This window comes from Patescibacteria group bacterium, assembly GCA_020148045.1.
In the GTDB taxonomy this organism is placed as follows: domain Bacteria; phylum Patescibacteriota; class Minisyncoccia; order Minisyncoccales; family GWA2-38-27; genus JAHCRG01.
The window spans coordinates 70,664-95,489 of the sequence record JAHCRG010000004.1; the positions used below are offsets into that span (position 1 = coordinate 70,664).

A 24,826-nucleotide genomic window follows, 5' to 3' on the forward strand; every position below is an offset into this window, starting at 1 on the left:
CTTTTTTATATAGGATTAAAGTAATGATAACCTCTTTTGAATTCTTCAGCGCTCATTGGTTTTTTACCCTCTGGCTGAAGTTTTTTAATTACTAAATAATCTTTCCCGCATTTGAGGCAAAGTTTTTTAGGATCTTCTGATTCTGAAACATCAGCTTCTAAAATTTTCGCCCTAAGAATCTTGTTATCCTTTTTCCAAAATGTAAAGCTTCCTGGCCAGGGATAAAAGGCCCTAATCTGTTTCTCAATTTCGCCGGCTGATTTTGACCAGTCAATTTTTCCATCCTCTTTTTTTAGAACTTTGGTATAAGTTGCTTTAGGTTCGTCTTGAGCTTTTGCTTCAATCTCGCCATTTATCCATTTGGGCAGAGTTTTTACAAGGAACTTAGCTCCTTGTTTTGCAAGTGTGCTATCTAGCTCTTTATGATTTATATCATCTGGTATTTTGTATTTAGTTTGAGCTATTATTGGGCCGTGGTCCATTTTTTCATCCATTAAAATTATTGTTACCCCCGTTTCTTTATCACCGTTTAGAATGGTTGTCTGTATTGGGGAAGCTCCTCTATATTTTGGCAGCAAAGAGGGATGAACATTTAGACAACCATATTTTGGCATTTCTAAAGTTTCTTTTGGTAGAATCTGGCCATAGGCTGCTACAATGATTAAATCTGGCTTTATTTTTTTTACTTCTTCAGGTTGGTGAACTACAGGGATATTATATTTTTTAGCAATTTTTTTCACAGGGGTTGGAGTAAGAGTTTGCTTTCTGCCAACTGGTTTATCTGGAGCTGTAATAATCAAACAGGGCTTGTAATTATTTTTCACAAGTCCTTCTAAAATAATTGCTCCGAATCCCGGTGTTCCCAAGAAAACAATTTTAGGTTTTGTTGTTCTTTGTTCTTTGTTCATTGTTCACTTACTTTATCGTTCGCCATTCAATATCAGATTCTTTTCCGGCGAATTCTAACCATTCGCCATATTCATCAATCACATACCATTTTCTTTTTGTCTGGCTCCAGACCATTGGCTCCCCTTGAAAAAATGGCTTTTTTACAACCTCTTTCGGCTTTAATCTATCTAACTCCAGCCATTTTTTAAATACGGTCTCTATGGCATAGTCCAAATCTCTTGATTTTGCCCATTTTGCAACCTTGTTAATTGCCTCTTTGGCGCTTTTTACCGAACCGGCTAATTCTAAGAGCTGTTTTGCTGGCTTGGTAAATCTGGAATAAATTATTTTTTTCTTTTTAGCATCTTTTTTAATTTCACCCAAGGTTAATCCTTTAGTCTGAAAGTAAAAAGTAACAATCTGGCGAATAGCTGTTTCTTCTGTCAGCTCTTTATAATATTTGATTTGCCCTTTTTTAATATATTCTTCAATCTTTTTGGCAATGCTCTTGCCTATGCCTTGAATTTCTTCAAGTCCTTTTCTTCCTTTTTCTTTATAGATTCCAGAAATATCCTGTTTTAAATTTTCTAAAGCTCGGGCTGCTTTATGATAAGCACGTGGTTTAAAAGCAACCCCTTTTATATCTAAAAGTTTTTCTATTTCATAAAATATTTTAGCGATTTTTTTATTAGTCATCTTAATATTTGTTTTATTCTTTGAGCTTCTGTTTCTACTACTTTTCCTTCATATTCTCCAGCATGGGCTGGACTTCCCTTATATACAGGTTTTTTCTGATCAAGATGCAAATTAAGAATTAGTTCGTCATTATTTTCTTCAATATACAAATGAAATCTTGGATAGCCGCTTCTTCCCAAAGGTCTAACAAATTGATTTTCTTTCTGAAAAAGATAACCAATCTTTCTCATTAAGTTTATTGTATTTTCTCCGGTATTTTTAATAGCAAATTTCATACTTTAATTTTAGCGTTTTTTATGATAAAATTCAATTGAAAATATGAAAAGGCGGAGAATTTTCATTGCTATAAACTTGCCAGAAGAGGTAAGAAAAAAACTGGCAGAATATCAAACGAAATGGCCGGAACTACCGATTAGATGGATAAAGCCCAAAGATATCCATATTACTTTAGTTTTCTTGGGTTATCTAACAGATGAGGAGCTTTTGGAAATTTGTAGAATAACAAAAGAAGTGGCATCAAGGCATACTTCTTTTAATATTAATTTAACCAAAGTTTGCTATGGTCCCACTGATAAGAAGCCGCCTCGGATGATTTGGGCAGTAGGGGAGAAGTCAGAGGAATTTATTTCTTTAAAAAATGATTTAGACAAATCCTTAGCAACTTCAGAGAATAGAGAATTTTCTCCTCACATTACTTTAGGAAGAATTAGAAAATGGGAATGGCAGAGAATTGAACCTGAAGAAAGACCAGTGGTTGAAGAAGAAATAAATTTGAGTTTTCCAGTGGGTTCAATTGAGGTAATGGAAAGCGTATTAAAAAGAACAGGAGCAGAGTATACGGTTTTAGAATCACATAATTTAGGTAAAACATGAAAGTGCATTTTATCGGTATTGGCGGCATCGGAGTAAGTGCTCTTGCCCAGTATTATTTGGCAAAGGGTCATAAAGTTTCTGGCTCTGATTTAGTTTCTTCAGAAATTACAGAATTTTTGGAGCAAAAAGGAGTTAAGCTCCTGCCTGCTGGCAGGCAGGTACCAAAAGATGTAGATTTAGTAATTTATAGTCCAGCAATAAAACTAAAAAAGAAAACCAAAAAATACAAAAGCTATCCTGAGGCCTTGGGCGAATTAACAAAAAAGTATTTTACCATTGCTGTTTCTGGCACTCACGGCAAAAGCACAACCTGTGCAATGATTGCTTTGATTTTAATGAAAGCAGGATTTGATCCAACAGTAATTGTTGGCACTAAATTAAGAGAATTTAATGGAAGTAATTTTAGAATGGGCAAGGATAAATATCTAGTTATTGAGGCAGATGAATGGCAAGCTTCTTTTTTGAATTATTGGCCCAAAATTATTGTTTTAAATAATATTGAGAGAGAGCATTTAGATTATTACAAGGGCTTGGGGCATATTTTGCACACCTACAGAGAATATATTGAGCATTTACCAAAAGATGGAATTTTAATTGCCAACAGAGACGATAGAAACATCTTAAAATTACAATTTAAGGCTCGAAATTATAGCATAAAACAAAAAGAAGCAAAAAAAATAAGCAAGATTTTAAAAGTTCCTGGTGAGCATAATATTTATAATGCTTTAGCCGCTTTGGCAGTGGCTCGGGCTTTGAAAATTCCAGATAAAATTTCATTTAAAGCATTATCAGGGTATAAAGGTGCTTGGCGGCGTTTTGAGATAAAAAGAGGAGAAATTGGCAATAAAAAGTTCACAATTATTAGTGATTATGCTCACCATCCAACTGAAATTAAAGCTACTTTGGAGGCAGCCCGGGAGAAATTTCCGAGTAAAAAAATTTGGTGTATTTTCCAGCCCCATCAATATCAAAGAACTTTTTATTTATTTAATGATTTTATTAGAGTGTTTTCTGAGGCGTCAATAGACAAACTAATAATTACTGATATTTATGATGTAGCTGGAAGGGAAAGGAAGAAAATAAAGAAAAAAATAAACTCAAGAAAGTTAATTAAGGAAATTAAAAAAGCCCAAGCAATATATTTACCAAAAGAAAGAATTAAAAACTATTTGAGAAGGAATTTAAGAGGTAGAGAAGTAGTAATAATTATGGGCGCAGGAGATATCTACAAGTTCGCAGAGGGGTTTTCCACAGGCCAGCTTGACATAGTAAAATGAAAAAGAGAAAATAGAGATAGAAGGTAAGGTCGAGTATAAAAAATATTAATTAAGTTAATAAGAATTATGAGTACACTTATTTGGATAATTATAGCAATTGTGGTGGTAGGAATAATAATTTATCTTCTAAAAGATAAGATTTTTAAGAAGAAAGAAGGGGGAGGTCCTACTCCACCACCAGCAGCGCCGGGAGGACCAACAATGTAAAGTTTGATATAAAAAAAGAGTGCGGTAGTTAAACTATCGCACTTTTCTTGCTTTGCTTCTTCACGTTTTTTTTGGGCTTGGCTCTTTTTCCCGTTGAATGGCGTCGTATATTTCTCTTCGATGCACAGGAATCTTCTTTGGGGCAGTGATTCCTAAACGAACCTTATCGCCCCGAACATCAACTATCATAACCTCAACAACGTCATCGCCTTCGCCAATCATAATTGATTCATCCCTTTGTCTCGATAACACCAACATTTTTTGACTCCTTTTCAGATTACTCCAATTTAATTGTTAATACTAAACACTGCTTTAAATATAGCAAGGTTATAAATATTTGTCAAGCTTTTTCAAAAAAAATAGCGCGAAGGATGTTTGTCTTTCGCGCCTTGCTTTTCGGTTGTTTTTGAAGGGAGGGTTAGAAGCCGTAAATTGGCTTGAGTTCCGCCTCGGTTGGCAGATGGTCGTAAAACTCACCGTTCGGGCCTCTATAACCAATACCGTCTTTTTTCATCAGCACCTGCGAAATAGAATCATTGCTGTTTCTAATGTTGACCGGAACGATGCTCATTTCCTGACGGAGCCTTCCCACTTCGGCCCGAGCTTGTCGCTTATCTTGCTCAGTGCCAATTATGTAACCAGTGGTACCACCAACAGCAGCACCGATCAACGTCGATTTGGTATCACCACCGGCTATTTGGCCAATACCAGCTCCAGCAAGAGAACCAAGTAGAGCCCCGGTCTGTCCGCCGCTCTCACATCCTCCGAAGACCAGCATCCCGCTAATCAAAACAACCATTACACCAATAAACATTTTTCCTTTCATTTCCAGTTCCTTTCGTTTTAACCCTTATTTCATTGTTAAAAAATTACTATATTAGGTTCTATCATATCTATAAATTTTTGTCAAGTTCCCATTCTATCCCCCAAAAAAATAAGACAGGCATTCTCCAAAGCTACATGGTGGCGTGCCATTAACTTAAATCTTGGCTTATGAAGTAATTTTTTCTTTATTTTTCTTTCATTAGGCTGGCATTCAAACATAGCAATATTATTTTTTGCTACTCCTCGCTGAGCGATTTCTTCTCTTACGGCTTTTTTGCTGCTTCCTACAACAACTTTGCAATTTTTAGTTACTGCTCCAAAAAACTTTTCTCCTCCATTACTATTAAATTTTGAACTAGCCATAGTGATTCCTCCAAAATTGATATTAATATTTTGTTAAAGAGCAACAATTTCCCCATTTTAGTAAAATTAAAACTTCGTGTCAACCCCAAATAAAAAAGGCAGAATATTAATAATTATTTCTGCCTTTTTAGGAGATAAAAGAAGGGTGGAAATTATTTCCACCCTTTTGGAACAAACTCCTGTGAGCTCATCTAAGTCGGGTTTGCCGGTGGCCAGCATTATTCAAAGAGCACTTTCGGATGGACTCCGTGGCCGCGGTTATTCGCATCATCGCCCAGATTTCGAGAGATTGTATTGTTGCCCTCCTCCACCACTCTGTCGTCCGGGTACAAAGAGATTGCTGTCCCTATCACGCCGCGGACGTCGTTGAATCCAACCTTGTTATTTGTGATGTCAGCCACGGGTGGATCTTGATCGAGTCCAAGGTCCGACAGCGCAATGCCTTCAGCAGGGTGGTTACGAGGATTGTTGCTGGATATGGCAACCTTGTTCTTCAGGATGCTGTTTCCAATGATTGGTCCGGCGGGGCGGCCGGAGCGACGGTCAGACATCAAGCAGATGCCCGCCACGGTGTAGCCGGCCTCCGGATACGGCGGTAGCTGGCTGTATCTGTAAATTTCGTCCGGGGGAACTACAACCTGCCCTGTAACCTTGTTGTGGGCCACGAGATTGTTATTTGCTGTTGCTCCCTCAAAGTCCCGAGTGCCGATAAAAATTCCGAGCCCTCCACCGCTTGAGGTTCGCAATCCGTTGATGACGTTGTGACTGATATCCCATCTACTGCCGTTCCAGTTGGTTATGGCCTGCACGGCGCTTGACATAGTACAATGGTCGACAGTAACATCATCGGTACCCCGGCTGTAAATAGGTAGACCCACTGTCACAAATGACAAGTGGCTGATTGTCGCACCATTGCCGGCACCGCCCCAGAATAAGAACCCAGTTATAAAGCGGGAATACGTAGGCCCGCTGTTTATCACAGCACCGCCTTCACCCTTGATTTCAACGGCTTTTGTAACTGTTGCTCCAGCGTGGTTGCCGGGACCAACGAGAATGGTATGACCATCTAAAACGTTGGGCGAATCGATAGCATCCTGAATCGTGTTAAAGTCGCCCGGGACATTCCAAGTTACAGCCTGTGTTACGCCACTGGCTACCAAAATTATTCCCACTACTGCACAAATTGTTAGTAAACGTTTCATTTTTGTTTCTCCTGTTAAATTGGTTAACTTTCTGTTCTCATACCTCATTTTCACCGCGGACCGCCCGCAGCTAACAATACTTAAATAGTTTTTCCAATCCGTTGGGTCAGAATCAGTCCGTTTGATTAACTACAACATTTTTCCATCAGCATCTCCTTTCTCGAAGCGACCGGTTTGATATTTAGTTATCAAAGACCATATATTTACGATGTAATATTTTACCAACTTTATAGAAACTTGTCAAGAGCTCTTGCTGGTTTTTTTATTTTCTATTTAAGGTGTTTTCAAATATGGAAAAGTTGTATATAATGGATTTAATGGACAGAGTTCTTAATACAGAGACAACTAAATATCTTAGCAAGAGCGTTAAGGTTTCTGGATGGGTGGATTCCATAAGGTCGCATGGGAAGATTATTTTTATTGACCTTCGGGATAGAAGTGGGATTTTGCAATTGGTCTTTACGCCCCAAAACGAAAAGATCTATAAATTAGTAAAGGAGGTTCGGCCGGAATGGGTGATAGAGGTGATGGGAAAGGTTTCAAAAAGACCTCCAAAAATGGTAAATCCCAAAATTGAGACCGGGAAGATAGAAGTTTTAGTAGATAATTTGGAGATTTTATCTAAGGCAAAAACTTTGCCTTTTTCTATTGAGGGAAATGGCTATGAAATAAATGAGGAAAAAAGAATGAAATACCGTTATTTGGATTTGAGAAGGGAAAGGATGAAAAAGAATTTAAAGGAGCGCCAAAAAGTTATTCAGTTTATGCGAGATTTTCTTCAGAAAGAAGGCTTTATTGAAGTGGAAACTCCGATTTTAACCAAGTCAACTCCTGAAGGTGCCAGGGACTTTATAGTTCCTTCCCGGCTGCAACCAGGAAGGTTTTATGCCTTGCCTCAAGCGCCCCAACAGTATAAACAGCTGTTGCAAGTCGCGGGCATTGAAAAATATTTTCAGATTGCCCGTTGCCTCCGCGACGAAGACCCTCGAGCTGACCGTCAAGCTGAGCATACTCAATTAGATATAGAAATGTCTTTTATAGAACGGGAAGATGTAATGAGTTTGACAGAGAGATTGTTTATTGAGCTTATTAAAAAATTATATCCTGAAAAGAAAATCCAAAAAATTCCTTTTCCAAAAATTACTTATCAAAAAGCAATAGAAAAGCATGGCACCGATCGGCCGGATTTACGGAAAGATAAAAATAATCCTGACCTTTTAGCTTTTTGCTGGATAATTGATTTTCCATTTTTTGAGAAAGATAAAAAAGGTGGCTGGACTTTTACCCACAATCCTTTTTCAGCTCCAAAACCGGAATTTATGGAGGACTTGCTCAATAAAAGAAATATAAAGAATATTTTAACTACTCAATATGATATTGTAGCCAATGGTTGGGAATTAGGAGGCGGTAGTATAAGGAATCATAAGCCCGAGGCGCTTGAAGCAGTATTTGAGATAATTGGCTACAAGAAAAAGGAAATCAAAGAGAAATTTGGTCATATGTTAAGAGCTTTTGAATATGGAGTCCCGCCTCATGGAGGGATTGCTCCGGGACTTGATAGATTTTTAGCTGTTTTGTTTGGAGAGCCAAATATCAGAGAAGTTATTGCTTTTCCCAAAACCGGCGATAGTCGTGATTTAATGATGGACGCCCCTTCAGAAGTGACTGAAGAGCAATTAAAAGAATTAGGAATTAAGATAATAAAAAAAAGGAAATGAGAAAAAAGATTTTTTTAATTTCATTATTAGTGAGTTTGCCTTTTTGGTGGGGGATAAATATTTTGGCAGAAAATTTAGAAGATTTTTGGTTTCAGCAAGAAATAGTTAAAAATCCAGAAATATTGACTGCAGCGATAAATCAAAAAATTCTGGAAAAGAAAATAAAGAGATTGGAATTGGAAAAGCTGCAGGAAGAACGTTTAGAAAATTTAGAAATTGAAGCGAGAGCTGTGATTTCAGTTGAAGTTGGCAGTAATGACAAGGAAAAAATTTTATTTGAAAAAAACTCTCAAAAACCCCTAGCTGTCGCTTCTCTAACTAAACTAATGACAGCTTTAATAGTTTTTGACCTTGATGAAACCTACAGTCCTTCCCAAATTATCACGATAACCAAAGAGGCAGTTGAGCAAGAAGGCAGCTCTAAATATGGTGATTTAGAAGTAGGGGAGAATTTATCAGTTGAAGCTCTGCTTTATATTATGTTGATTGAGTCAAGCAATGATGCTGCTTTTGCCTTATCCCAGCTAATTGGACAAGAGGGGTTTGTTGATTTAATGAATCTTTATGCTGAAAATTTAGGGCTTGAAAAAACTTATTTTGTTAATCCAACTGGTCTTGAGCCGGATGATTTGGGAGAGCCAATGAATCTTTCTACTGCCAGAGACCTTGTTAAATTCTCAAAGTTTATATTAGAAAATTATCCTCAGATTTTTGGGATTACGCTTAGACAGTCTTATGAGGTTCTGAAACCAGATGGTTCTGTTCATCATTTTATTCCTCAAAATACTAATGAGCTTTTAGGAGAAATTCCAGAGATAATCGGAGGAAAAACCGGCTGGGGCGTTGAAGCCGGCGGCTGTCTACTTTTAGTTTTAGATAATCCTAATAGTAATAAATATTATATTAATATTGTTTTAGGCGCCAAAGACCGTTTTGCCGAAATGCGGAAATTAATTAATCCAATAATGCAATAATGCCTGAAATTACCATCAATGTTATTAAAATTTTTACTTTGGGAGCAGCTGCTTTTATTTTAGCTTTTTGGTTAACCCCGATTCTTACTCATTTTTTATATAAACACAAACTTTGGAGGAAAGAAATTAGAAGAAAATCAATAGACAATAAAGAGCTTTTTTTCTTTAAGAAATTTCATTCTGAAAAAGAAGTTCATGTTCCAAGATTTGGAGGACTGCTTATCTGGATAAGTGTTTTAGTTTTAGCTGTTCTTTTTTTCTTGCTGGCCAAAACAGATATCTGGTGGTTTAAAAAGCTGAATTTCTTAAGTAGGTCCCAAACCTGGCTGCCTCTTTTTGCTTTGATTGCAGCTTCTTTTGTAGGACTTACAGATGATGTTCTTCAAGTGTTAAAGAAAGGTAAGTATATTGGAGGCGGCTTAAGGTTGAAATACCGATTAATTTTAGTTGTTCTGATTGGCTTAATTGGTGCTTACTGGTTTTATTATAAATTGGGATATAGTACTATCCATATTCCTGGGAACGGTGACTTTTTTATAGGAATATGGTATATTCCTCTTTTTGTTTTAGTGATGCTGGCAACTTACAGCGGGGGAGTAATTGATGGTTTAGACGGTTTGGCTGGAGGAGCTTTTGCTGTAATTTTCGCTGCCTTTGGAGGAATTGCTTTATTTAATGGTCAGATTGATTTAGCTGCTTTTTGTGCCGTGGTTGCCGGAGCAATTTTAGCTTTTTTATGGTTTAATATTCCGCCTGCCAGATTCTATATGGGAGAGACCGGAATGTTAGGCCTTTGCTGTACTTTAACAGTAGTTGCTTTTTTAACTGACTCTGTTTTGGTTCTGCCAGTAATTGGCTTTTTGTTAGTTATTGAATCTGGTTCTGTAATTCTTCAGCTTCTTTCCAAGAAGTTTTGTCAGAAAAAAGTTTTTCTGGCAGCTCCTATTCATCATCATTTTGAAGCAAAGGGCTGGCCTCATTACAAAATCACAATGCGTTTCTGGGTAATAGGCGTTGTAATGGCAATAATTGGTGTTGCAATAAGATTATTAGGTTAACTATGTTGTTAACAAGATCTTGACAAACTTTTTGATATTTATTATATTTACTTATCAGAATCAGATAGGAGGTTTGTCTAATTTTAGGCAAAGATCTGATTTTCGATAGCTCTTTTTATAGCTTAATAAAGAGAAAGCCCTTCTCCAACTAAATAAGGAGAGAACAAAGAGAAAGGAGTTGAGTTTGAGTTAATGTATAAATGTATATAGGAAATGTTCGAATGAATGAAGAATTTTTTTAGAAAGGAGATAGAATAATGAGACGCATTAGCATTAGTATTTTGGCAGTTCTTTCACTTTTTGGACTTCAGTCCTGCACCTCTCTGGAGAATTTCACTACAAGTGAGAACTTAAGACCTGGATTAAACCTGAATATTATCAATGACTTTAATCGTTCTTACTCAAAAGTGTCACAGGCTCTCCCCGAAAACTGGGAACTAGGATATCAGCCGCCAGGTGGTAGCATGAGGACTGATAGGGATAATGATGGCTATTTTTGGGACTTAGGATTCGGTCTTGAACCAAAATTGACAACTGCCAGTGATTGGGAGTTTGGGTTGCCAGTCTTTTATAGCTTTACCTGCCTTGGGAGTGGCGATGATTTCACCATAGACAAAGTAGTTGCTGAGACCACATTAGATTGGTGGGATAACGTTCCTGTATTTGAAGTAAATCTTAGAAAAACAAGTCCGGCTATTGGTATCTCGGTTCGAAAGGACCATTGGAAATTTCAATGTGCTTTCCAGGAGTACAAGCTTTTCACAGAAGATTTTAAAGGTGTTGATGTTGTGGGAGGAAAAAATTATGCCAAGGCCATTGGAAAAAGAGATATTGACAGTGGTTGGGGTCAACGCTTTGATGTATCCTACCTTTTTTATGAAACAGAAGATAAAGGAGGATGGAGCATAGGCGGATATTATGAAAGAAACGGCAGTGAGGTTTGGCTTGCAGGAATTAGCTTAAAATATACCTTTGGTCTATAGGAGATTGAGCAAAACAAAAAGGGACAAATTTTATTTTACTTTTGCCCCTTTTTTAATTTGTTGATTTCTTTAATTGTTTTCAGGATTGCTTGGATAATTTTTTTCCGAGATTTTCCCTTTTCTCCCTTTTTTGTTTTTTTAAACATTTCTTCTATTTCTCTCTGTAGGGGAGGTGAGGAATAAATGAACGGTAGTTTACGAAGCTCATCTATTTTTTCCGAAGAGGGTTCCATTGCTTTAAAGAGTTGCAAGGCTTTTATTCTTGATGATTCGTTTACTTTTTCCCTCATAATTCTCATTAGGGCTTCTTCGGCTTCGTCTTTTCTAATATGCCCTTCCTGGATTATTTTTTCAATTACTTGCCAGGCTTTCTCTATGCTGTATTCTCCTTGGTATTTAATTACATCTACCAGGTCATCTATGGTAGCCAGCCCAAAACACCTTTGCCAAAACTCATCTTCTATTGGTTCTGCTTCTATTTCCTTAAACAGGGTTCCAATAGAATCAAGTATTTCATAAAAATCATTGAAGTTAAGGTCATCTCTCTTCAGAAATTCTCTTATATTATCGATTAATTGCTCCCAAAGTGATTCCAACCTCTTTTTGTGTCTTTTCATACCTTTTAATCTTATCCAGGCTCTAAAGCCTTTAATCATCTTTAATTTTTTAAGATTTTTCATTCTATATCTCCTAACAGTATTGTAAGTTTTAAAGAGCTAATTACTACTAAAACCTTAAAACTTATTTTAAAATTTGTCAAATATTTTTTGATTTAGCTTAAAAATTTTGATATCATTGATTAATGATAGGTCCTTTCGATTCCGTGGCTGGGATAGAGTGGATGCCCTGTTTTAATTTTTATGAAAAAAATATTTAAAAATAAAAAGGTGACTGTGATGGGATTGGGATTGCTTGGTGGAGGAGTAGGAGTAGCTAAATTTTTTTGTCAGCAAGGAACAGAGGTTTTAGTGACAGATTTAAAGACAAAAAAAGAATTAAAAGAATCTATTCAGAAACTTAAAGGATTGCCCATAAAATATATTCTTGGTAAACATAGACAAGAGGATTTTATTAATACTAATTTGGTTATTAAAAATCCTGGCGTACTAAGAGATTCCTTTTATCTTAAAATTGCCAAAAAACATAAAATCCCTATAAAGAATGATGTCAGTATATTTTTTGATTTATGTCCGGCTCCAATTATTGGAGTTACTGGTACCAAGGGGAAATCAACTGTTGCTACCCTTATATATCTGCTTCTAAAGAAAAAATATCCGAATACAATTTTAGCAGGCAATATCGGAGTTTCACCCCTGGAGATTTTGTCAAAGATAACCAAAAAGAGCAAAGTTGTTTTAGAGCTTTCCAGTTTTGGGCTTGAGGATTTGAAAAAGAGCCCAAAAGTTGCTGTTATTACTACTATTTTCCCAGACCATTTGAATAGGTATAAGAATTTTAGGAAGTATGTTGCAGCTAAAAAGTCAATTTTTAAATATCAAAAGAAAAATGATATTTTGGTTTTAAATTATAATAATCCTGAGACGAGGAAATTATCTAAAGAAGCTCATTCTAAAGTTTTATTTTTCAGGAATTCCAATATTTCAGCTGCTATTGCTGTTGCTAAACTATTCAAAATTCCTAAAAAAGATATTAAAAAAGTTCTTTCTAACTTTAAAGGTGTTCCTAACAGGCAAGAACTAATTGCTACAAAAAAAGGAGTGAAATATATTAACGATACCACCGCCACCACCCCTCAATCGGTAATATTAGCAATTAGAACTTTTAAACAGAGATTTCCTAATTCAGGAATTATTCTTATTGCTGGTGGTTTGGATAAAAATTTGAATTATAAAAATTTAGCAAAGGAAATTAAAAGGAACGTAAATGCTTTAATTTTATTACCAGGTACAGCTTCTAAGAAAATTAAAAAAGGATTGGAAAAATTTGATAAAATTTACCTTGTTAAATCAATGAGAGGAGCAGTAAAAAAAGCGGTAAGTTTAGCTCAAAAAGGTGATATTGTTTTGCTTTCTCCGGGAGCAGCGAGTTTTAATTTGTTCAAAAATGAATTTGACAGAGGAGAACAATATAAAAAGAATGTCAAAATCCTAATTTCCAATGACAAATGAAAATAAAAAAACATCATTTTGATTATATCTTAGCCATTGTGGTGGCCATTTTAGTAATTTTGGGGATTTTAGTTTTGGCTAGTGTTTCCGCTACTTTTTCTCAGGAAAAATTTGGTCGCACAACTTATTATCTTTTTCATCAAATGATTTATGGATTAGCTCTTGGAATTGTATTAGGATTTATTGCTTTTAAGATAAAATTATCAATTTTAAAGAAATGGGCCTGGCTCTTTATTCTAATAAATCTAATCTTTATGGTTTTGGTTTTTATCCCGGGATTGGGTATTGTTGCTGGTGGAGCGCCTCGCTGGATGAATTTGGGCTTTGTTTCTTTTCAGCCTTCTGAGTTTTTAAAGCTTACTTTTATTTTTTATCTTTCTGCTTGGCTGGCCAGTCGAACTAAAAAGAAATCATTTAAAAAAACTAAAAAAGAGCTGAAATTTACTCTAATTCCTTTTCTTATAATTGTAGGAATTATTACTATTCTTTTAACCAAGCAATCGGATATTAGCACCTTAGGGATAATCATTTTAGTTGCCGCCTTAATGTATTTTTCAGCAAGCACTCCTTTATGGCATAGTATTTTGATAATTTTAATCAGCTTAGGGGGCTTTTTAGCTTTGGTAAAAATTGCTCCTTACAGGATGATGAGATTCCGGGTTCTTTTAGGATTAGTAAAAGACCCAATGGGAATGGGCTATCAAATAAAACAAGCTTTGATTGCTATTGGCTCAGGAGGAATTTTAGGATTGGGTCTGGGGATGTCTAGTCAACAATTTGGATTCATTCCCCAAACAATGTCAGATTCAATCTTTGCCATATTTGCCGAAGAAACAGGTTTTATCGGCTCTTTAATTTTGATTTTTCTTTTTTTAGTTTTGTTTTGGCGAGGATTTAGGATTTCCAAAAGATCTCCGGATAAATTTTCTCAACTTTTTGCTATAGGCATAAGTTCTTGGATTTGCATTCAGGCCTTTATTAATATAGGGGCGATGATTGGCATTTTGCCATTAACCGGTATCCCTTTGCCTTTTATTAGTTACGGCGGTTCCCATCTGGTTGCTGAATTGATAGGTATAGGGATACTGCTTAATATTTCAAAAGCGAGAAGAAAATGATAGAATAATATAAATATGAAAATTTTATTTACCGGCGGAGGAACTGCTGGTCATATTTTTCCAATAATTGCTATTGTCAGGGAAATAAGAGAAAAATATCCTCACGGAGGTTTTGAATTTTATTATGTTGGTCCAAAAGATAAATTTGCGGCCAATCTTCTTTCCAAAGAAGAAATTGAAGTAAAGAGAATTTTAGCTGGAAAAATTAGAAGATATTTTTCTTTCAAGAATATTATTGATATCTTTAAATTTCCGATTGGATTTCTTCAGGCTTTTTATCACATTTTTGTCATTTCCCCAGATGTTATTTTCAGTAAAGGAGGGTATGGATCAATAGCTACTTCTATTTCTGGTCGGATTTTGATGGTTCCAATCTTTTTACATGAATCAGATATTTCACCCGGTTTGGCTAACAGAATAGTAAGCAAGTTTGCTTTAGAGATTTTTATCTCTTTTCCTATCCAGAAGACAGAATACTTTCCAGCCAAGAAAATGCTTTCAGTTGGCAATCCTGTAAGAAAAGAGATTTTAGATGGTTCTAAAAAAGAAGCTAAAAAATTATTGAAATTAACGGGAGAAAAACCAGTAATTCTAATTTTGGGTGGTTCTCAGGGTGCTCAAAGAATAAATAATAAAATATTGTCAATCTTGCCTAATGTTTTAAAAGATTATGAAATAATTCATCAAACAGGCAGGAGAAACTTTGAGCAGGTAAGAAAGGAAGCAGAAATTGTGATAACTAAGGAGTTAAAAAAATATTATCATCCTTTTCCCTTTTTGAATGAAGAGGAACTGTCTCACGCCTATCAGGCAGCTGATTTAATTATTAGCAGGGCAGGAGCGGGAACTATTTTTGAGATTGCCGCTGTGGAAAGGCCAAGCATTTTAGTTCCCTTACCAGAGTCAGCTCAAAATCACCAAGTAAAAAATGCTTATACTTTTGCCGAAAATGGTGCTACCTTGATAATAGAAGAGGCAAATTTCACACCGCATTTTGTTTTAGAAAGAATAAAATATTTATTTTCTCAACCTCAAAAATTAAAAGAAATGGCAGAAAGAGCAAAAGAATTTTCCCGACCAGAAGCGACCAGAATAATCGCCGAGTATATCGTAACCTATTTAAGTCAGTAAGCAATAATAAGAACCTGACTTCGTCAGAACCTTGATTCGTTATTGTATAAACATAAAATCTTGAATTAAGAAAATAGAGAATAACTACCGAGAGCGGTTCTTGGTAGTTTTCTTTTGACTTGAAAAATAATATTGGGTAAAATAAAGTAATGGCGACGATTGATGAGATTCGGAAAAATAGGATAAAAAAACTTAAGGCGATTGAAAGTGCTGGGGTTTTGGCTTATCCCGGGAAGACCAAAAAGAGCCATACTTGCGAGCAGGCGCTTGAGGAATTTGGTAAGCTTTCCCGAGCGAAAAAAGAAATAGTTTTAGCAGGCAGGATTATTTCTTTAAGGGAGCACGGCGGTCTTGTTTTTTGTCATATTGAAGATGGCTCTGGCAAGATTCAAATATTATTTAAAAAAGATAGATTAGGAGAAAAAAATTATGAGTTTTTCTTGAATAATTTTGATATCGGAGATTTTATTGAAGTCAGAGGAACTTTATTTAAAACAAAAAAAGGCGAAAAGACGCTTGAGGCAGCTGATTATAAGATTTTAGCTAAATCCCTTTTGCCTCTGCCAGAAAAATGGCATGGTTTAAAAGATGTTGAAGAAAGATATCGTAAAAGATATTTGGACTTAGTTTTTAATAAAAAAGTTAAAGAGAAATTTAAACTTCGTTCAAAGATTATTAAAGAGATAAGGGAATTTTTAGAAAAACAAGGATTTCTGCAGGTGGAAACTCCGATTTTACAACCAATTTATGGGGGAGCAAAAGCCAGACCATTTAAAACTTATCTAAATGCTTTAGATCTTGATTTATATCTAAGAATTTCTCCTGAACTTTATTTAAAACGGCTTTTAATCGGTGGATTTGAAAAGGTCTATGAAATCGGAAAATGTTTTAGAAACGAGGGAATAGATAAAGCCCATAATCCCGACTTCACAATGCTGGAGTTTTACTGGGCATATACTGATTACAAGGAATTGATGAAATTTACCGAGAAAATGTTTTCTACTTTGATTAAGAATTTGTTTGGCAGCTTAAAGATTAAATATGAAGGAAAGGAAATAGATTTTAAACCGCCTTGGCCCAGAGTTGAGTTTGACCAGCTTATCAAAAAGTATACTAAAATTAATTTGGATGAGATTCATCTTCAAGCTCTTAAAAAAGAAGCTAAAAAATTAGGAATTGAACCAAAAGGAGGGAAGGCCGAGATTGCTGATGATATTTATAAAAAAATCTGTCGTTCTAAAATCTGGCAGCCCTGTTTTGTAATTCACCATCCTGCAGGCGCTTTTCCTTTGGCAAAGTCGCTTCATAAAAATCCTACAAAAACTGCAAATTTTCAATTAGTAATAGCTGATATTGAATTGATTAATGCTTTTTCTGAGCTTAATGATTCTACAGAACAAAAGAAAAGATTTGAAGAGCAGGAAAAGATTTTTAAAGCTGGTTTTGAAGAAGCCCAGAGAATGGATGAGGACTTTATTGAGGCATTAGAGTATGGTATGCCTCCAGCTGCTGGTTTTGGGATGGGAATTGACCGTCTTACAGCTTTGCTAACAGATTCCCATGCCCTTAGAGAAGTAATTTTGTTTCCTACGATGCGTCCAAAATAATTCAGCTCCAAAATATATGCTAGATATTAAGTTTATCAGAGAAAATCCAGAAAAAGTTAAAGAGGCCTGTAAAAATAAACAGGTTAAGATTGATGTTGGCCGGCTTTTAAAGATTGACAAAGAAAAAAGAGGAATCCAAACAGAGTTAGAAAAAATCTTTGCCCAAAAAAACAAAGCCAGCAAAGAAATTAGTAAAGCAAAAGATAAAAAAGAAAAGCAAAAGATTATTTCAGAAATGCAGAAAATAGATAAAAAGGGCGATAAATTAAAAGAGAGTTTGAAAAAGATTGATAAAGAGTTTGAGATATTGATGTATCAAGTTCCAAATATACCTTTAGATGATGTGCCAGTTGGTAAAGACGAAAAGGATAATGTTGTGATACGGAAAGTGGGGAAGAAAACAAAATTCAATTTTAAGCCCAAAGATTATTTAGAAATTGCTGAAAAGTATGATCTGATTGATGTAAAAAGGGCAGCAAAAGTATCTGGAACTCGCTTTGGTTATTTAAAAAATGAAGCAGCTTTACTTGAATTTGCTTTGATAAATTTTACTTTTGAAAACTTAATAAAAAAAGGTTTTATTCCAGTTGTTCCTCCAGTAATGATGAAATCAGAGAAGATAAGAGGAATGGGATATTTAGAGCAAGCTGATATAGAAGAAGCATATTATCTTCCCAAAGACGATTTATTTTTAGCAGGTACTGCTGAACAACCAATTGGGACGATGCATGCAGATGAAATTTTTGAAGAAAAAAATCTTCCAAAAAGATATCTTGCTTTTTCTTCTTGTTTTCGCAGAGAAGCTGGTTCCTATGGAAAAGATACCAAGGGAATATTGAGAGTTCATCAATTTGATAAAATGGAGATGTTCAGTTTTTGTAAACCTGAGAATTCAATAAAAGAATATAAATTTCTTTTAGAAATAGAAGAAAAACTAATACAGCTTTTAAAAATTCCTTACCGAGTCCTACAAATTTGCACAGGAGACTTGGCAAGACCATCAGCCGCTACTTATGATATTGAAGTTTGGATTCCCTCCCAAAATCGTTATCGAGAAACACACTCCACCTCAAGTTGCACTGACTTTCAGGCCAGGAGATTAAATATTAGATATCGGGATAAAAATAATAAATTGAAGTTTGTTCATACTTTAAATGGCACTGCTTTTGCAATAGGAAGAACATTAATTGCTATTATTGAGAATTACCAGCAAAAAGATGGAAGTATAAGAGTGCCTGAGGTTCTTCAAAAATATGTAGGATTTAAGGTCATAAAATAAATGACAATAAAGGGGTTAAAAATTAATTACAAAACTTTAGGAGAGGGAAAACCTCTCTTAATTTTACATGGCTGGGGTTCAAGAAGTGATAACTGGCAAAGAGTAGGGGAGTTATTAGCTCAAAAAGGAATAAAAGTCATTATTCCTGATTTGCCTGGTTTTGGAAGAAGCCAGAAACCTTCAATAGCTTGGGGCTTGGATGAGTATTGTGAGTTTCTGCAAGAACTGGTAGAGTTTTTAAATTTAGAAAGATTTTACCTTTTAGGTCATTCTTTTGGAGGTGCTTTGGCAGTAAAATATAGTTTGAAATTTCCAGAAAAAATAGAAAAATTGTTTTTAGTAAACGCTGCCTGTTTTAGAAGAAAGACGCCTAAAAAAAGATTTCTCTATATCCTTTCTAAAATTTTCCCATCTTGTTTTTTGTCTTCTTCTTTATTAAGGCGAGCTTTTTATAGATTCATTGTTAAAAGCGATTACCCGTCTGTTAATGGTTTAATGAAAGAAATCTATTTGAAAATAATAAAGCAAGATCTTTCAGATATTCTGTCTCAAGTTCAAGTTTCAACAACAATCATTTGGGGAGAAAAAGATAATATTACACCAATAAAAGATGCTCATTTAATTAATAAAAAAATTAAAGATTCAAAATTAGAAATCATTTCCAATGTTAATCACGATCTTAATTTAAAAAACCCAGAAGAATTATCCAAAACAATAATTAAAAATCTATGATTTTTTATCTTTTTCTTATTTCTTGGTTTGTCAGCAAAAGCAAGATTGCCTTATTTTATATTTACCTTTGGCAAATAAAAGAGTACCGTGTTAGGCGTTTTTTAGACCATTTCCAAACAGCAAAAGGGAGAAAGCTTGTTTTTAGTAAATTAAACTTTGCAAAACTTTTTCTAATCATTATTTTTCCTTTTAGTGGTGTATTATTTTTTTATTTGCTTTTTATTCTATACTTATTGGAATCTCTGAAAGCCCTTTTAGATATTTTCCAAAAGAGATTAAAGAGACCTGTTTTAACTAAAAAAACAGTTGTCTTGATTTCTTCTGCTGTTTTTTTGGAGCTTATTTTTCTTCTTTTTATATTTCTAAATACTGAAACTATTTTTTGGTTTTCTTTCGGGATTTTGATTTTTGATATATTAACCCCTTTAATTTTTTCTTTACTTGTTCTTACTTTTCAACCCCTTACTGTTTTGTTGAGGAACCGGATTATTGAAAAAGCTAAGAAAAAAAGAGAGCAATTCAGCAATCTTTTAGTTATTGGTATTACTGGAAGTTATGGGAAAACATCAACTAAAGAATTTTTAGCAACGGTCCTTTCTAAAAGGTTTAATGTTCTAAAAACCAAGGAACATCAGAATTCAGAAATCGGGATTTCTAGATGTATTTTAAATGAACTGAAACCTGAACACAAAGTTTTTATTGTAGAAATGGGAGCTTATGGCAGAGGAGGGATTAAGTTATTGTGCGATATTGCCAAACCAAAAATTGGCATTTTAACCGGTATAAATGAACAGCATTTAGCCCTTTTTGGTTCTCAAGAAAATATTATTAAAACAAAATATGAATTGATTGAGAATTTGCCTTCAAATGGAATGGCAATTTTTAATGGCAATAATAAATATTGCTCAGAACTTTACGGGAAAACTAATATTTCTTTAAAGAAAATAACAAACTATGATATTTGGGCAGAGGATATTCAGGTTGAAAGAGAATTTATTTTATTTAGAGCTCGCTCCAAGGATGGTGATTTTGCTAATTTCAGAGTAAATTTATTAGGGAGACAAAATATAGGAAATATTTTATTAGCTGCTTGTTGCGCCAAAGAACTAGGAATGACTTTAGAAGAGATTTCAAGAGCTTGCCTAAAAATTAAACCAGGACAAGGAGCAATGAAGTTTTTGAAAAAAAATGGCTTGGTCGTTCTTGATGCTTCTTATTCTGCGAATCCAGTTGGCGTAATTGGTGATTTAAATTATTTGAAAATTTATCCTGGCAAAAAAGTAATTGTTATGCCCTGTTTGATTGAATTAGGAAAAGCATCAAAACAAGCCCATAAAAGAATTGGCAGAAAAATTGGTGAAGTTTGCGATTTGGCAATAATTACAACTAAAGAGAGGTTTAAAGAAATAAAACAAGAAAATAAAAACATCTTATTAATTGAAAATCCAAAAAATATTGTTGTTAAATTAAAGGAATTTTGCAAAGATGGGGATGTAATTCTTTTAGAGGGCAGGGTGCCAAAGGAAGTCGTTGATTTATTGTAATAAAAAAGCGTCAAATTTCTTTAAAATCTGACGCCTGCGGCCCCATAGAAGCGAGAGTAAGGTGTGGGGGCCATGGTGATATTAGGAAGGGATCCTCCGTTTTCTATAATTAGATTATATCATAATGTTTAAAATTTGTCAATACTTTAAGCCAATTTCCATATCTTTGTCGCCGAATACTGAAAAAGATGATATTTGGTTGGCTTTGAAATTGGTTTTTCAATGCTGGAAGTGGAAAAAAGGTAAAGCGATTGAAGAGCTGGAGAATCAATTTAAACAATACTTAGGCGTGAAATATGCTTTTGCTTTTAATAGTGGAAGAACTTCTTTAATGGCTATTTTGAAAGTGCTTGATTTGGAGCCGAGAAGTGAAGTTTTGCTTCAAGCATTTACTTGCAATGCTGCTGTAAATCCAGTTATTTGGTCAGGATTAGAACCAGTTTATGTTGATTGTGACGAAGATAATTTTAATATTGATATAGAAGATTTAAAAAGAAAAATCACTCCAAAGAGTAAAGTGCTGATGGTTCAACATACTTTTGGTCTGCCAGCTGAAATGGTTAAGATTTTAGAGCTCGCAAAACAAAATAATTTAATCTTAATTGAAGATTGCGCTCATTCTTTAGGAGCTGAGCATTATAACCAAAAAATTGGAACTTTTGGCAAAGCTGCCTTTTTCAGCTTTTCCCGGGATAAGGTAATTTCTTCTGTTTATGGCGGTATGGTAGTAACCAATGATGATAATTTAGCTAAAGGAATTAAAGAATTTCAAGAGGAAACTGGTTATCCTTCCCGTTTTTGGATTTTCCAACAACTCTTACACCCAATTTTAATGAATTTTTTAATTTTACCGACTTATAAAATTTTATTGGGGAAGATTATTTTAATTTTATGCCAGTGGTTTCGTATTTTATCAAAAGCTGTCCATTGGAAAGAAAAACGAGGCAAAAAACCTTCTTATTTTCCAAAAAGAATGCCCAATGCTTTGGCTTTGCTTGCCTTAAATCAATTTAAAAAATTAGAGAAATTTCACGATCATCGTCGGAAGCTGGCTGCTTTTTATTATAATGAATTAAAAATTAGTTCTTTTGAAGTGCCAAAGACCTTGTCTTCAAAATCCTTAGATTTTGGAGGAAGAAAACATAGTTTTTTGCGTTTTACCATAAAACATCCGGCAGCTCATAAAATAATTGAAAAGGCCTGGCAGAGAAACATTTTAATAGGGGATTGGTACACAACTCCAATTGCTCCTGCCGATACAAAGTTAAATAAGGTAAAGTATAAAATAGGTAGTTGTCCTAAAGCAGAAAAATTAGCCAAGCAAACCTTAAATCTACCCACCCACATTAACATTTCTCAGAAACACGCCCAGAAAATAACAGATTTTTTGAAGAGATACTAAACAACTTATTAGGAGTTCGAGCCCTGTCCCATGTAGCCTCCGAAAAATTCCGCTATTTTTAAGCGGGATTTTTGTTTAACCCAGAGTAGGATTAGAACTTTCGGGAAATATTTGGTAAAATAAAAGAGGATTGTGTTGTGGAAAACTTAATTTGATATACTAAAATAAGGTGATATAATAAATATGATGGCAGGTAATAAAAAGATATTATTAATTATTGTGATTCTGGCCTTATTGGCTGTGGGTGCTTTTTATTTTTTTCAAAAACTGAAATATCCTGAAATTACCATTGAGCCTTTGGCAAAAGAAGAGGAAAAGGAAGAGGAAAAGGAAGAGAAAAAAGAAGAGGAAAAAGAAGAGGCAAAAACTTTTGGTGAAAAAATTTATGAAATGATTCAAAACCCGGCAGGAAAAATTCCCCAAACCAATCCCTTTAAGGCCAAAACCAATCCTTTTGAAGGATTAAAAATAAATCCTTTTGAGTAAATATTAATTTATGCGAAAAATATTTTTATTAATTATCTTTATTCTCGGATTGTTAGTAGGGGTTTTTGTTTTTGCTCAAATTACTTATCCGATTAAGGAATTGGGGAATTGCCAGAATGAAGCTGAATGCAAGACCTATTGTGACAAATGGGAAAACATTGAAGAGTGTGTATCTTTTGCTGAAGCCCACAACTTGTTGTCACCAGAAGAATTAGCCGAAGCTAAAAAAATAATAAAGGCCTTGGCTGAAGGGGCGGTGCCGCCCGGCGGATGTTCAAGCCCGACTCAATGCAAGGCCTATTGCGAAGAGCCGAGTCTAATAGAAGAGTGTATAACTTTTGCCGAGAAAGCCGGAATTATACCTCCATCCGAGGCGGAAGAAGCGAGGCTGGTGAGAAAGGCTTTGCTGGCTGGAATTCCATTGCCGGGAAACTGCGGAACTAAAAAAAATTGTGATGCTTATTGCTCAAAGCCAGCCCATACAAAAGAATGCATTCAGTTTACAAGAAGGGCGGGTTTAATTTCTGCGGAGGAAGCAGCTCAAGCAGAAAAAGTAATGCCCTTGATGGCAAAAGGAGAGAGTCCTGGCGACTGCAAATCAAAAGAAGAGTGCGAAACCTATTGTGCTGATGAGAGCCACACAGAAGAATGCGTTTCATTTATTCTGAAAGCAGGGCTGATAACCGAGGAAGAAGCAAAAATATTGCGAAGGACCGGGGGCACAGGTCCGGGTGACTGCAAATCAAAAATAGAGTGTGACGCCTTTTGTAATAATTCTGCTAATCAGGAAACTTGTCTTGACTTTGCTCTTCAATATGATTTGATGCCTCAAGAAGAAATTCAAAAAATAAGAGAGGGGGCGGGTGAGATAAGAAAAGGGTTAGAGATGGCTACCCCTGAACTTCTGGAATGTTTAAACTCAAGTGTTGGGCCAGAGGTTGTGGATAAAATTCGTTCGGGGAATTTTATGCCAACTCCTCTAATCGGAGACCAGATTAAAACTTGCTTTGATAAGTATATGACCCCTCCGCCAGGGATGCCACCAGAATAATTCAAATCATAAATAGATTTTAATTGAAAGAAAAAATCGCCATCTGGGCGATTTTTTGGTAGAATGAAATAAAATATGAGAGTTACTGAATTTTATATTGCATTTTTTTTGGTTTTTGTGATCCTAACAGCTGGGATGGTTTTGATTTTTTCTTCTGTTTTTAATCCTTCAGGTTTTGAGACAGAGATTGTTGAAGAAGAAGTTGTTTCTCAAAACCCAGGGATTTCTTCAGAGCCCGAGACAGATTCTGGGATTGATATTGAGATAATAAAAGCTATCTATTTAACTAGTTGGTCAGCCAGTAAAAAGAAAATGATTGATTATCTAATTGATATTGCAAAAACCACGGAAATTAATGCTGTGGTAATTGATATTAAAGATTTTTCCGGCTATGTAGGTTATGATACAGATGTAGCAGAAGTGGAGAAATATGGGGCTGAACAAATAAGGATTAAGAATATTGAGTCGTTGATTCAGGAGCTACATAAAGAAGAAATTTATGTAATTGCCAGGATTACTGTTTTTCAAGACCCTGTCTTGGCAAGGGCAAGACCAGATTTAGCAGTTCATAGTAAAGCAAAATTGTCTTCCCCAGATTCATCTATTTTATCTCTTGCTTCTTTGTGGCTCGATGATATGAGATTGGCTTGGATTGATCCTGCTGCGAAAGAATCTTGGGATTATAATATTGCTATTGCAAAAGATGCTGTTAATCATGGCTTTGATGAATTAAATTTTGATTATGTCCGTTTCCCCTCAGATGGTGATTTAAAAGATATGAGTTTTCCATTTTGGGACGGGAAGCTTCCAAAACGTCTAATTATTAGAGAATTTTTTAAACATCTTCGTCAAGAACTTCCTGATGCAAAAATCTCAATTGACCTTTTTGGTCTTTCTACTGTTAGCTATAATGATTTAGGCATAGGGCAAATAATTGAAGATGCATTTGAATATTCTGATTATGTCTGTCCAATGGTTTATCCCTCTCATTATGCAGATGGCTTTATAGGCTATCAAAATCCAGCTGAATATCCTTATGAAGTGGTAAAATATTCTATGGAAGGTGCTTTGAGGAAGTTGATGTTTTACAAACAATCACAAGAAACAAATGTTCAATTGCGTCCTTGGCTCCAGGATTTTGATTTAGGAGCTACTTATGACGCTGAAATGGTAAAGGCTCAGATTAAAGCTGTTTATGATGCATTAGGAGAAGATTTTAAAGGCTTTATGTTGTGGAATTCCTGGAATTATTATACAAAAGGGGCCTTGGAACCCGAATAATT

Annotated in this window: 26 protein-coding genes; 18 read left to right on the forward strand and 8 right to left on the reverse strand. The window is 35.0% G+C overall.

Annotation, left to right across the window (positions count from 1 at the left end; all coding sequences use genetic code 11):
- Positions 1-5 precede the first annotated feature (5 nt).
- From fmt to KJA13_00985, 3 genes are read right to left on the reverse strand one after another with little or no spacing between them, the layout of a single operon-like run.
- Positions 6-908, reverse strand: coding sequence for a methionyl-tRNA formyltransferase (gene fmt / locus KJA13_00975; GenBank protein ID MBZ9577596.1), 903 nt, complete (start codon positions 906-908; stop codon positions 6-8).
- A 7-nt stretch (positions 909-915) separates the two neighbouring features.
- Entirely contained in the window at positions 916-1,584 is a 669-nt protein-coding gene (locus KJA13_00980) for a hypothetical protein (protein MBZ9577597.1), read from the reverse strand.
- A complete protein-coding gene (locus tag KJA13_00985) occupies positions 1,581-1,859 on the reverse strand; it encodes a hypothetical protein (GenBank protein MBZ9577598.1) in 279 nt (92 codons plus the stop codon). Before KJA13_00985 ends, KJA13_00980 begins: the two co-directional genes overlap by 4 nt.
- Positions 1,860-1,902: 43 nt before the next feature.
- Here KJA13_00985 and thpR point away from each other — a divergent pair, with 43 nt between their 5' ends.
- The 3 genes from thpR (at position 1,903) to KJA13_01000 (ending at position 3,941) form a co-directional block, all read left to right on the forward strand.
- On the forward strand, positions 1,903-2,457 hold the full coding sequence (thpR, locus tag KJA13_00990) for an RNA 2',3'-cyclic phosphodiesterase (GenBank protein ID MBZ9577599.1): 555 nt from the start codon (positions 1,903-1,905) through the stop codon (positions 2,455-2,457).
- Complete coding sequence (locus KJA13_00995) at positions 2,454-3,734, forward strand: UDP-N-acetylmuramate--L-alanine ligase (GenBank protein MBZ9577600.1); 1,281 nt, start codon at positions 2,454-2,456, stop codon at positions 3,732-3,734. The genes thpR and KJA13_00995 overlap by 4 nt, the downstream gene beginning before the upstream one ends.
- 66 nt (positions 3,735-3,800) lie before the next feature.
- Positions 3,801-3,941 (forward strand): hypothetical protein, encoded by a 141-nt coding sequence (locus tag KJA13_01000; protein ID MBZ9577601.1) that lies wholly within the window; start codon positions 3,801-3,803, stop codon positions 3,939-3,941.
- A gap of 60 nt (positions 3,942-4,001) precedes the next feature.
- On the opposite strand, the gene csrA is transcribed toward KJA13_01000, so the two are convergent.
- The 4 genes from csrA to KJA13_01020 all read right to left on the reverse strand — a co-directional run bounded on the left by csrA (position 4,002) and on the right by KJA13_01020 (position 6,331).
- A complete protein-coding gene (gene csrA / locus KJA13_01005; GenBank protein MBZ9577602.1) occupies positions 4,002-4,199 on the reverse strand; it encodes a carbon storage regulator CsrA in 198 nt (65 codons plus the stop codon).
- A 160-nt stretch (positions 4,200-4,359) separates the two neighbouring features.
- Positions 4,360-4,740, reverse strand: coding sequence for a hypothetical protein (locus KJA13_01010; protein ID MBZ9577603.1), 381 nt, complete (start codon positions 4,738-4,740; stop codon positions 4,360-4,362).
- Positions 4,741-4,847: 107 nt separating this feature from the next.
- On the reverse strand, positions 4,848-5,129 hold the full coding sequence (locus KJA13_01015; protein ID MBZ9577604.1) for a hypothetical protein: 282 nt from the start codon (positions 5,127-5,129) through the stop codon (positions 4,848-4,850).
- Positions 5,130-5,347: 218 nt separating this feature from the next.
- The gene (locus KJA13_01020; GenBank protein ID MBZ9577605.1) at positions 5,348-6,331 is read right to left on the reverse strand and encodes a hypothetical protein; all 984 of its coding nucleotides are present in this window, start codon (positions 6,329-6,331) and stop codon (positions 5,348-5,350) included.
- A gap of 317 nt (positions 6,332-6,648) precedes the next feature.
- On the opposite strand from KJA13_01020, the gene aspS reads away from it, so the two are divergent.
- The 4 genes from aspS (at position 6,649) to KJA13_01040 (ending at position 11,064) form a co-directional block, all read left to right on the forward strand.
- Positions 6,649-8,049: an aspartate--tRNA ligase gene (gene aspS / locus KJA13_01025; GenBank protein ID MBZ9577606.1), complete on the forward strand. Its 1,401-nt coding sequence runs from the start codon at positions 6,649-6,651 to the stop codon at positions 8,047-8,049.
- On the forward strand, positions 8,046-9,023 hold the full coding sequence (locus tag KJA13_01030) for a D-alanyl-D-alanine carboxypeptidase (protein ID MBZ9577607.1): 978 nt from the start codon (positions 8,046-8,048) through the stop codon (positions 9,021-9,023). The genes aspS and KJA13_01030 overlap by 4 nt, the downstream gene beginning before the upstream one ends.
- Positions 9,023-10,081 carry a hypothetical protein gene (locus tag KJA13_01035; GenBank protein MBZ9577608.1) on the forward strand — a complete coding sequence of 353 codons (1,059 nt, stop codon included), beginning with the start codon at positions 9,023-9,025 and terminating at the stop codon, positions 10,079-10,081. Before KJA13_01030 ends, KJA13_01035 begins: the two co-directional genes overlap by 1 nt.
- Positions 10,082-10,338: 257 nt before the next feature.
- Positions 10,339-11,064 carry a hypothetical protein gene (locus KJA13_01040; protein MBZ9577609.1) on the forward strand — a complete coding sequence of 242 codons (726 nt, stop codon included), beginning with the start codon at positions 10,339-10,341 and terminating at the stop codon, positions 11,062-11,064.
- A 35-nt stretch (positions 11,065-11,099) separates the two neighbouring features.
- On the opposite strand, the gene KJA13_01045 is transcribed toward KJA13_01040, so the two are convergent.
- Positions 11,100-11,744, reverse strand: coding sequence for a hypothetical protein (locus tag KJA13_01045; protein ID MBZ9577610.1), 645 nt, complete (start codon positions 11,742-11,744; stop codon positions 11,100-11,102).
- A gap of 180 nt (positions 11,745-11,924) precedes the next feature.
- Between KJA13_01045 and KJA13_01050 the strand changes: the two genes are divergently transcribed.
- The 11 genes from KJA13_01050 to KJA13_01100 all read left to right on the forward strand — a co-directional run bounded on the left by KJA13_01050 (position 11,925) and on the right by KJA13_01100 (position 24,824).
- On the forward strand, positions 11,925-13,193 hold the full coding sequence (locus KJA13_01050) for a UDP-N-acetylmuramoyl-L-alanine--D-glutamate ligase (GenBank protein ID MBZ9577611.1): 1,269 nt from the start codon (positions 11,925-11,927) through the stop codon (positions 13,191-13,193).
- A complete protein-coding gene (locus KJA13_01055) occupies positions 13,190-14,311 on the forward strand; it encodes an FtsW/RodA/SpoVE family cell cycle protein (protein ID MBZ9577612.1) in 1,122 nt (373 codons plus the stop codon). Before KJA13_01050 ends, KJA13_01055 begins: the two co-directional genes overlap by 4 nt.
- A 15-nt stretch (positions 14,312-14,326) precedes the next feature.
- Positions 14,327-15,442 (forward strand): undecaprenyldiphospho-muramoylpentapeptide beta-N-acetylglucosaminyltransferase, encoded by a 1,116-nt coding sequence (murG, locus tag KJA13_01060; GenBank protein MBZ9577613.1) that lies wholly within the window; start codon positions 14,327-14,329, stop codon positions 15,440-15,442.
- Between the two features lie 149 nt (positions 15,443-15,591).
- Complete coding sequence (lysS, locus tag KJA13_01065; GenBank protein MBZ9577614.1) at positions 15,592-17,049, forward strand: lysine--tRNA ligase; 1,458 nt, start codon at positions 15,592-15,594, stop codon at positions 17,047-17,049.
- A gap of 16 nt (positions 17,050-17,065) precedes the next feature.
- Positions 17,066-18,328, forward strand: coding sequence for a serine--tRNA ligase (gene serS / locus KJA13_01070; GenBank protein ID MBZ9577615.1), 1,263 nt, complete (start codon positions 17,066-17,068; stop codon positions 18,326-18,328).
- Positions 18,329-19,060, forward strand: a complete 732-nt coding sequence (locus KJA13_01075) for an alpha/beta hydrolase (GenBank protein ID MBZ9577616.1) — start codon at positions 18,329-18,331, stop codon at positions 19,058-19,060.
- Complete coding sequence (locus KJA13_01080) at positions 19,057-20,604, forward strand: hypothetical protein (protein ID MBZ9577617.1); 1,548 nt, start codon at positions 19,057-19,059, stop codon at positions 20,602-20,604. Before KJA13_01075 ends, KJA13_01080 begins: the two co-directional genes overlap by 4 nt.
- Before the next feature lie 124 nt (positions 20,605-20,728).
- Entirely contained in the window at positions 20,729-22,006 is a 1,278-nt protein-coding gene (locus tag KJA13_01085; protein MBZ9577618.1) for an aminotransferase class I/II-fold pyridoxal phosphate-dependent enzyme, read from the forward strand.
- Between the two features lie 183 nt (positions 22,007-22,189).
- The gene (locus KJA13_01090) at positions 22,190-22,492 is read left to right on the forward strand and encodes a hypothetical protein (GenBank protein ID MBZ9577619.1); all 303 of its coding nucleotides are present in this window, start codon (positions 22,190-22,192) and stop codon (positions 22,490-22,492) included.
- Between the two features lie 10 nt (positions 22,493-22,502).
- Positions 22,503-23,543 (forward strand): hypothetical protein, encoded by a 1,041-nt coding sequence (locus KJA13_01095; GenBank protein ID MBZ9577620.1) that lies wholly within the window; start codon positions 22,503-22,505, stop codon positions 23,541-23,543.
- Positions 23,544-23,618: 75 nt separating this feature from the next.
- Positions 23,619-24,824: a hypothetical protein gene (locus KJA13_01100; GenBank protein ID MBZ9577621.1), complete on the forward strand. Its 1,206-nt coding sequence runs from the start codon at positions 23,619-23,621 to the stop codon at positions 24,822-24,824.
- The last annotated feature ends 2 nt before the right edge of the window (positions 24,825-24,826 follow it).

Bases quoted from the DNA above. Each gene is read 5' to 3' on its own strand.
- fmt (MBZ9577596.1), bottom strand. From the start codon at position 908: ATGAACAAAGAACAAAGAACAACAAAACCTAAAATTGTTTTCTTGGGA.
- KJA13_00980 (MBZ9577597.1), bottom strand. From the start codon at position 1,584: ATGACTAATAAAAAAATCGCTAAAATATTTTATGAAATAGAAAAACTT.
- KJA13_00985 (MBZ9577598.1), bottom strand. From the start codon at position 1,859: ATGAAATTTGCTATTAAAAATACCGGAGAAAATACAATAAACTTAATG.
- thpR (MBZ9577599.1), top strand. From the start codon at position 1,903: ATGAAAAGGCGGAGAATTTTCATTGCTATAAACTTGCCAGAAGAGGTA.
- KJA13_00995 (MBZ9577600.1), top strand. From the start codon at position 2,454: ATGAAAGTGCATTTTATCGGTATTGGCGGCATCGGAGTAAGTGCTCTT.
- KJA13_01000 (MBZ9577601.1), top strand. From the start codon at position 3,801: ATGAGTACACTTATTTGGATAATTATAGCAATTGTGGTGGTAGGAATA.
- csrA (MBZ9577602.1), bottom strand. From the start codon at position 4,199: ATGTTGGTGTTATCGAGACAAAGGGATGAATCAATTATGATTGGCGAA.
- KJA13_01010 (MBZ9577603.1), bottom strand. From the start codon at position 4,740: ATGGTTGTTTTGATTAGCGGGATGCTGGTCTTCGGAGGATGTGAGAGC.
- KJA13_01015 (MBZ9577604.1), bottom strand. From the start codon at position 5,129: ATGGCTAGTTCAAAATTTAATAGTAATGGAGGAGAAAAGTTTTTTGGA.
- KJA13_01020 (MBZ9577605.1), bottom strand. From the start codon at position 6,331: ATGAAACGTTTACTAACAATTTGTGCAGTAGTGGGAATAATTTTGGTA.
- aspS (MBZ9577606.1), top strand. From the start codon at position 6,649: ATGGACAGAGTTCTTAATACAGAGACAACTAAATATCTTAGCAAGAGC.
- KJA13_01030 (MBZ9577607.1), top strand. From the start codon at position 8,046: ATGAGAAAAAAGATTTTTTTAATTTCATTATTAGTGAGTTTGCCTTTT.
- KJA13_01035 (MBZ9577608.1), top strand. From the start codon at position 9,023: ATGCCTGAAATTACCATCAATGTTATTAAAATTTTTACTTTGGGAGCA.
- KJA13_01040 (MBZ9577609.1), top strand. From the start codon at position 10,339: ATGAGACGCATTAGCATTAGTATTTTGGCAGTTCTTTCACTTTTTGGA.
- KJA13_01045 (MBZ9577610.1), bottom strand. From the start codon at position 11,744: ATGAAAAATCTTAAAAAATTAAAGATGATTAAAGGCTTTAGAGCCTGG.
- KJA13_01050 (MBZ9577611.1), top strand. From the start codon at position 11,925: ATGAAAAAAATATTTAAAAATAAAAAGGTGACTGTGATGGGATTGGGA.
- KJA13_01055 (MBZ9577612.1), top strand. From the start codon at position 13,190: ATGAAAATAAAAAAACATCATTTTGATTATATCTTAGCCATTGTGGTG.
- murG (MBZ9577613.1), top strand. From the start codon at position 14,327: ATGAAAATTTTATTTACCGGCGGAGGAACTGCTGGTCATATTTTTCCA.
- lysS (MBZ9577614.1), top strand. From the start codon at position 15,592: ATGGCGACGATTGATGAGATTCGGAAAAATAGGATAAAAAAACTTAAG.
- serS (MBZ9577615.1), top strand. From the start codon at position 17,066: ATGCTAGATATTAAGTTTATCAGAGAAAATCCAGAAAAAGTTAAAGAG.
- KJA13_01075 (MBZ9577616.1), top strand. From the start codon at position 18,329: ATGACAATAAAGGGGTTAAAAATTAATTACAAAACTTTAGGAGAGGGA.
- KJA13_01080 (MBZ9577617.1), top strand. From the start codon at position 19,057: ATGATTTTTTATCTTTTTCTTATTTCTTGGTTTGTCAGCAAAAGCAAG.
- KJA13_01085 (MBZ9577618.1), top strand. From the start codon at position 20,729: ATGTTTAAAATTTGTCAATACTTTAAGCCAATTTCCATATCTTTGTCG.
- KJA13_01090 (MBZ9577619.1), top strand. From the start codon at position 22,190: ATGATGGCAGGTAATAAAAAGATATTATTAATTATTGTGATTCTGGCC.
- KJA13_01095 (MBZ9577620.1), top strand. From the start codon at position 22,503: ATGCGAAAAATATTTTTATTAATTATCTTTATTCTCGGATTGTTAGTA.
- KJA13_01100 (MBZ9577621.1), top strand. From the start codon at position 23,619: ATGAGAGTTACTGAATTTTATATTGCATTTTTTTTGGTTTTTGTGATC.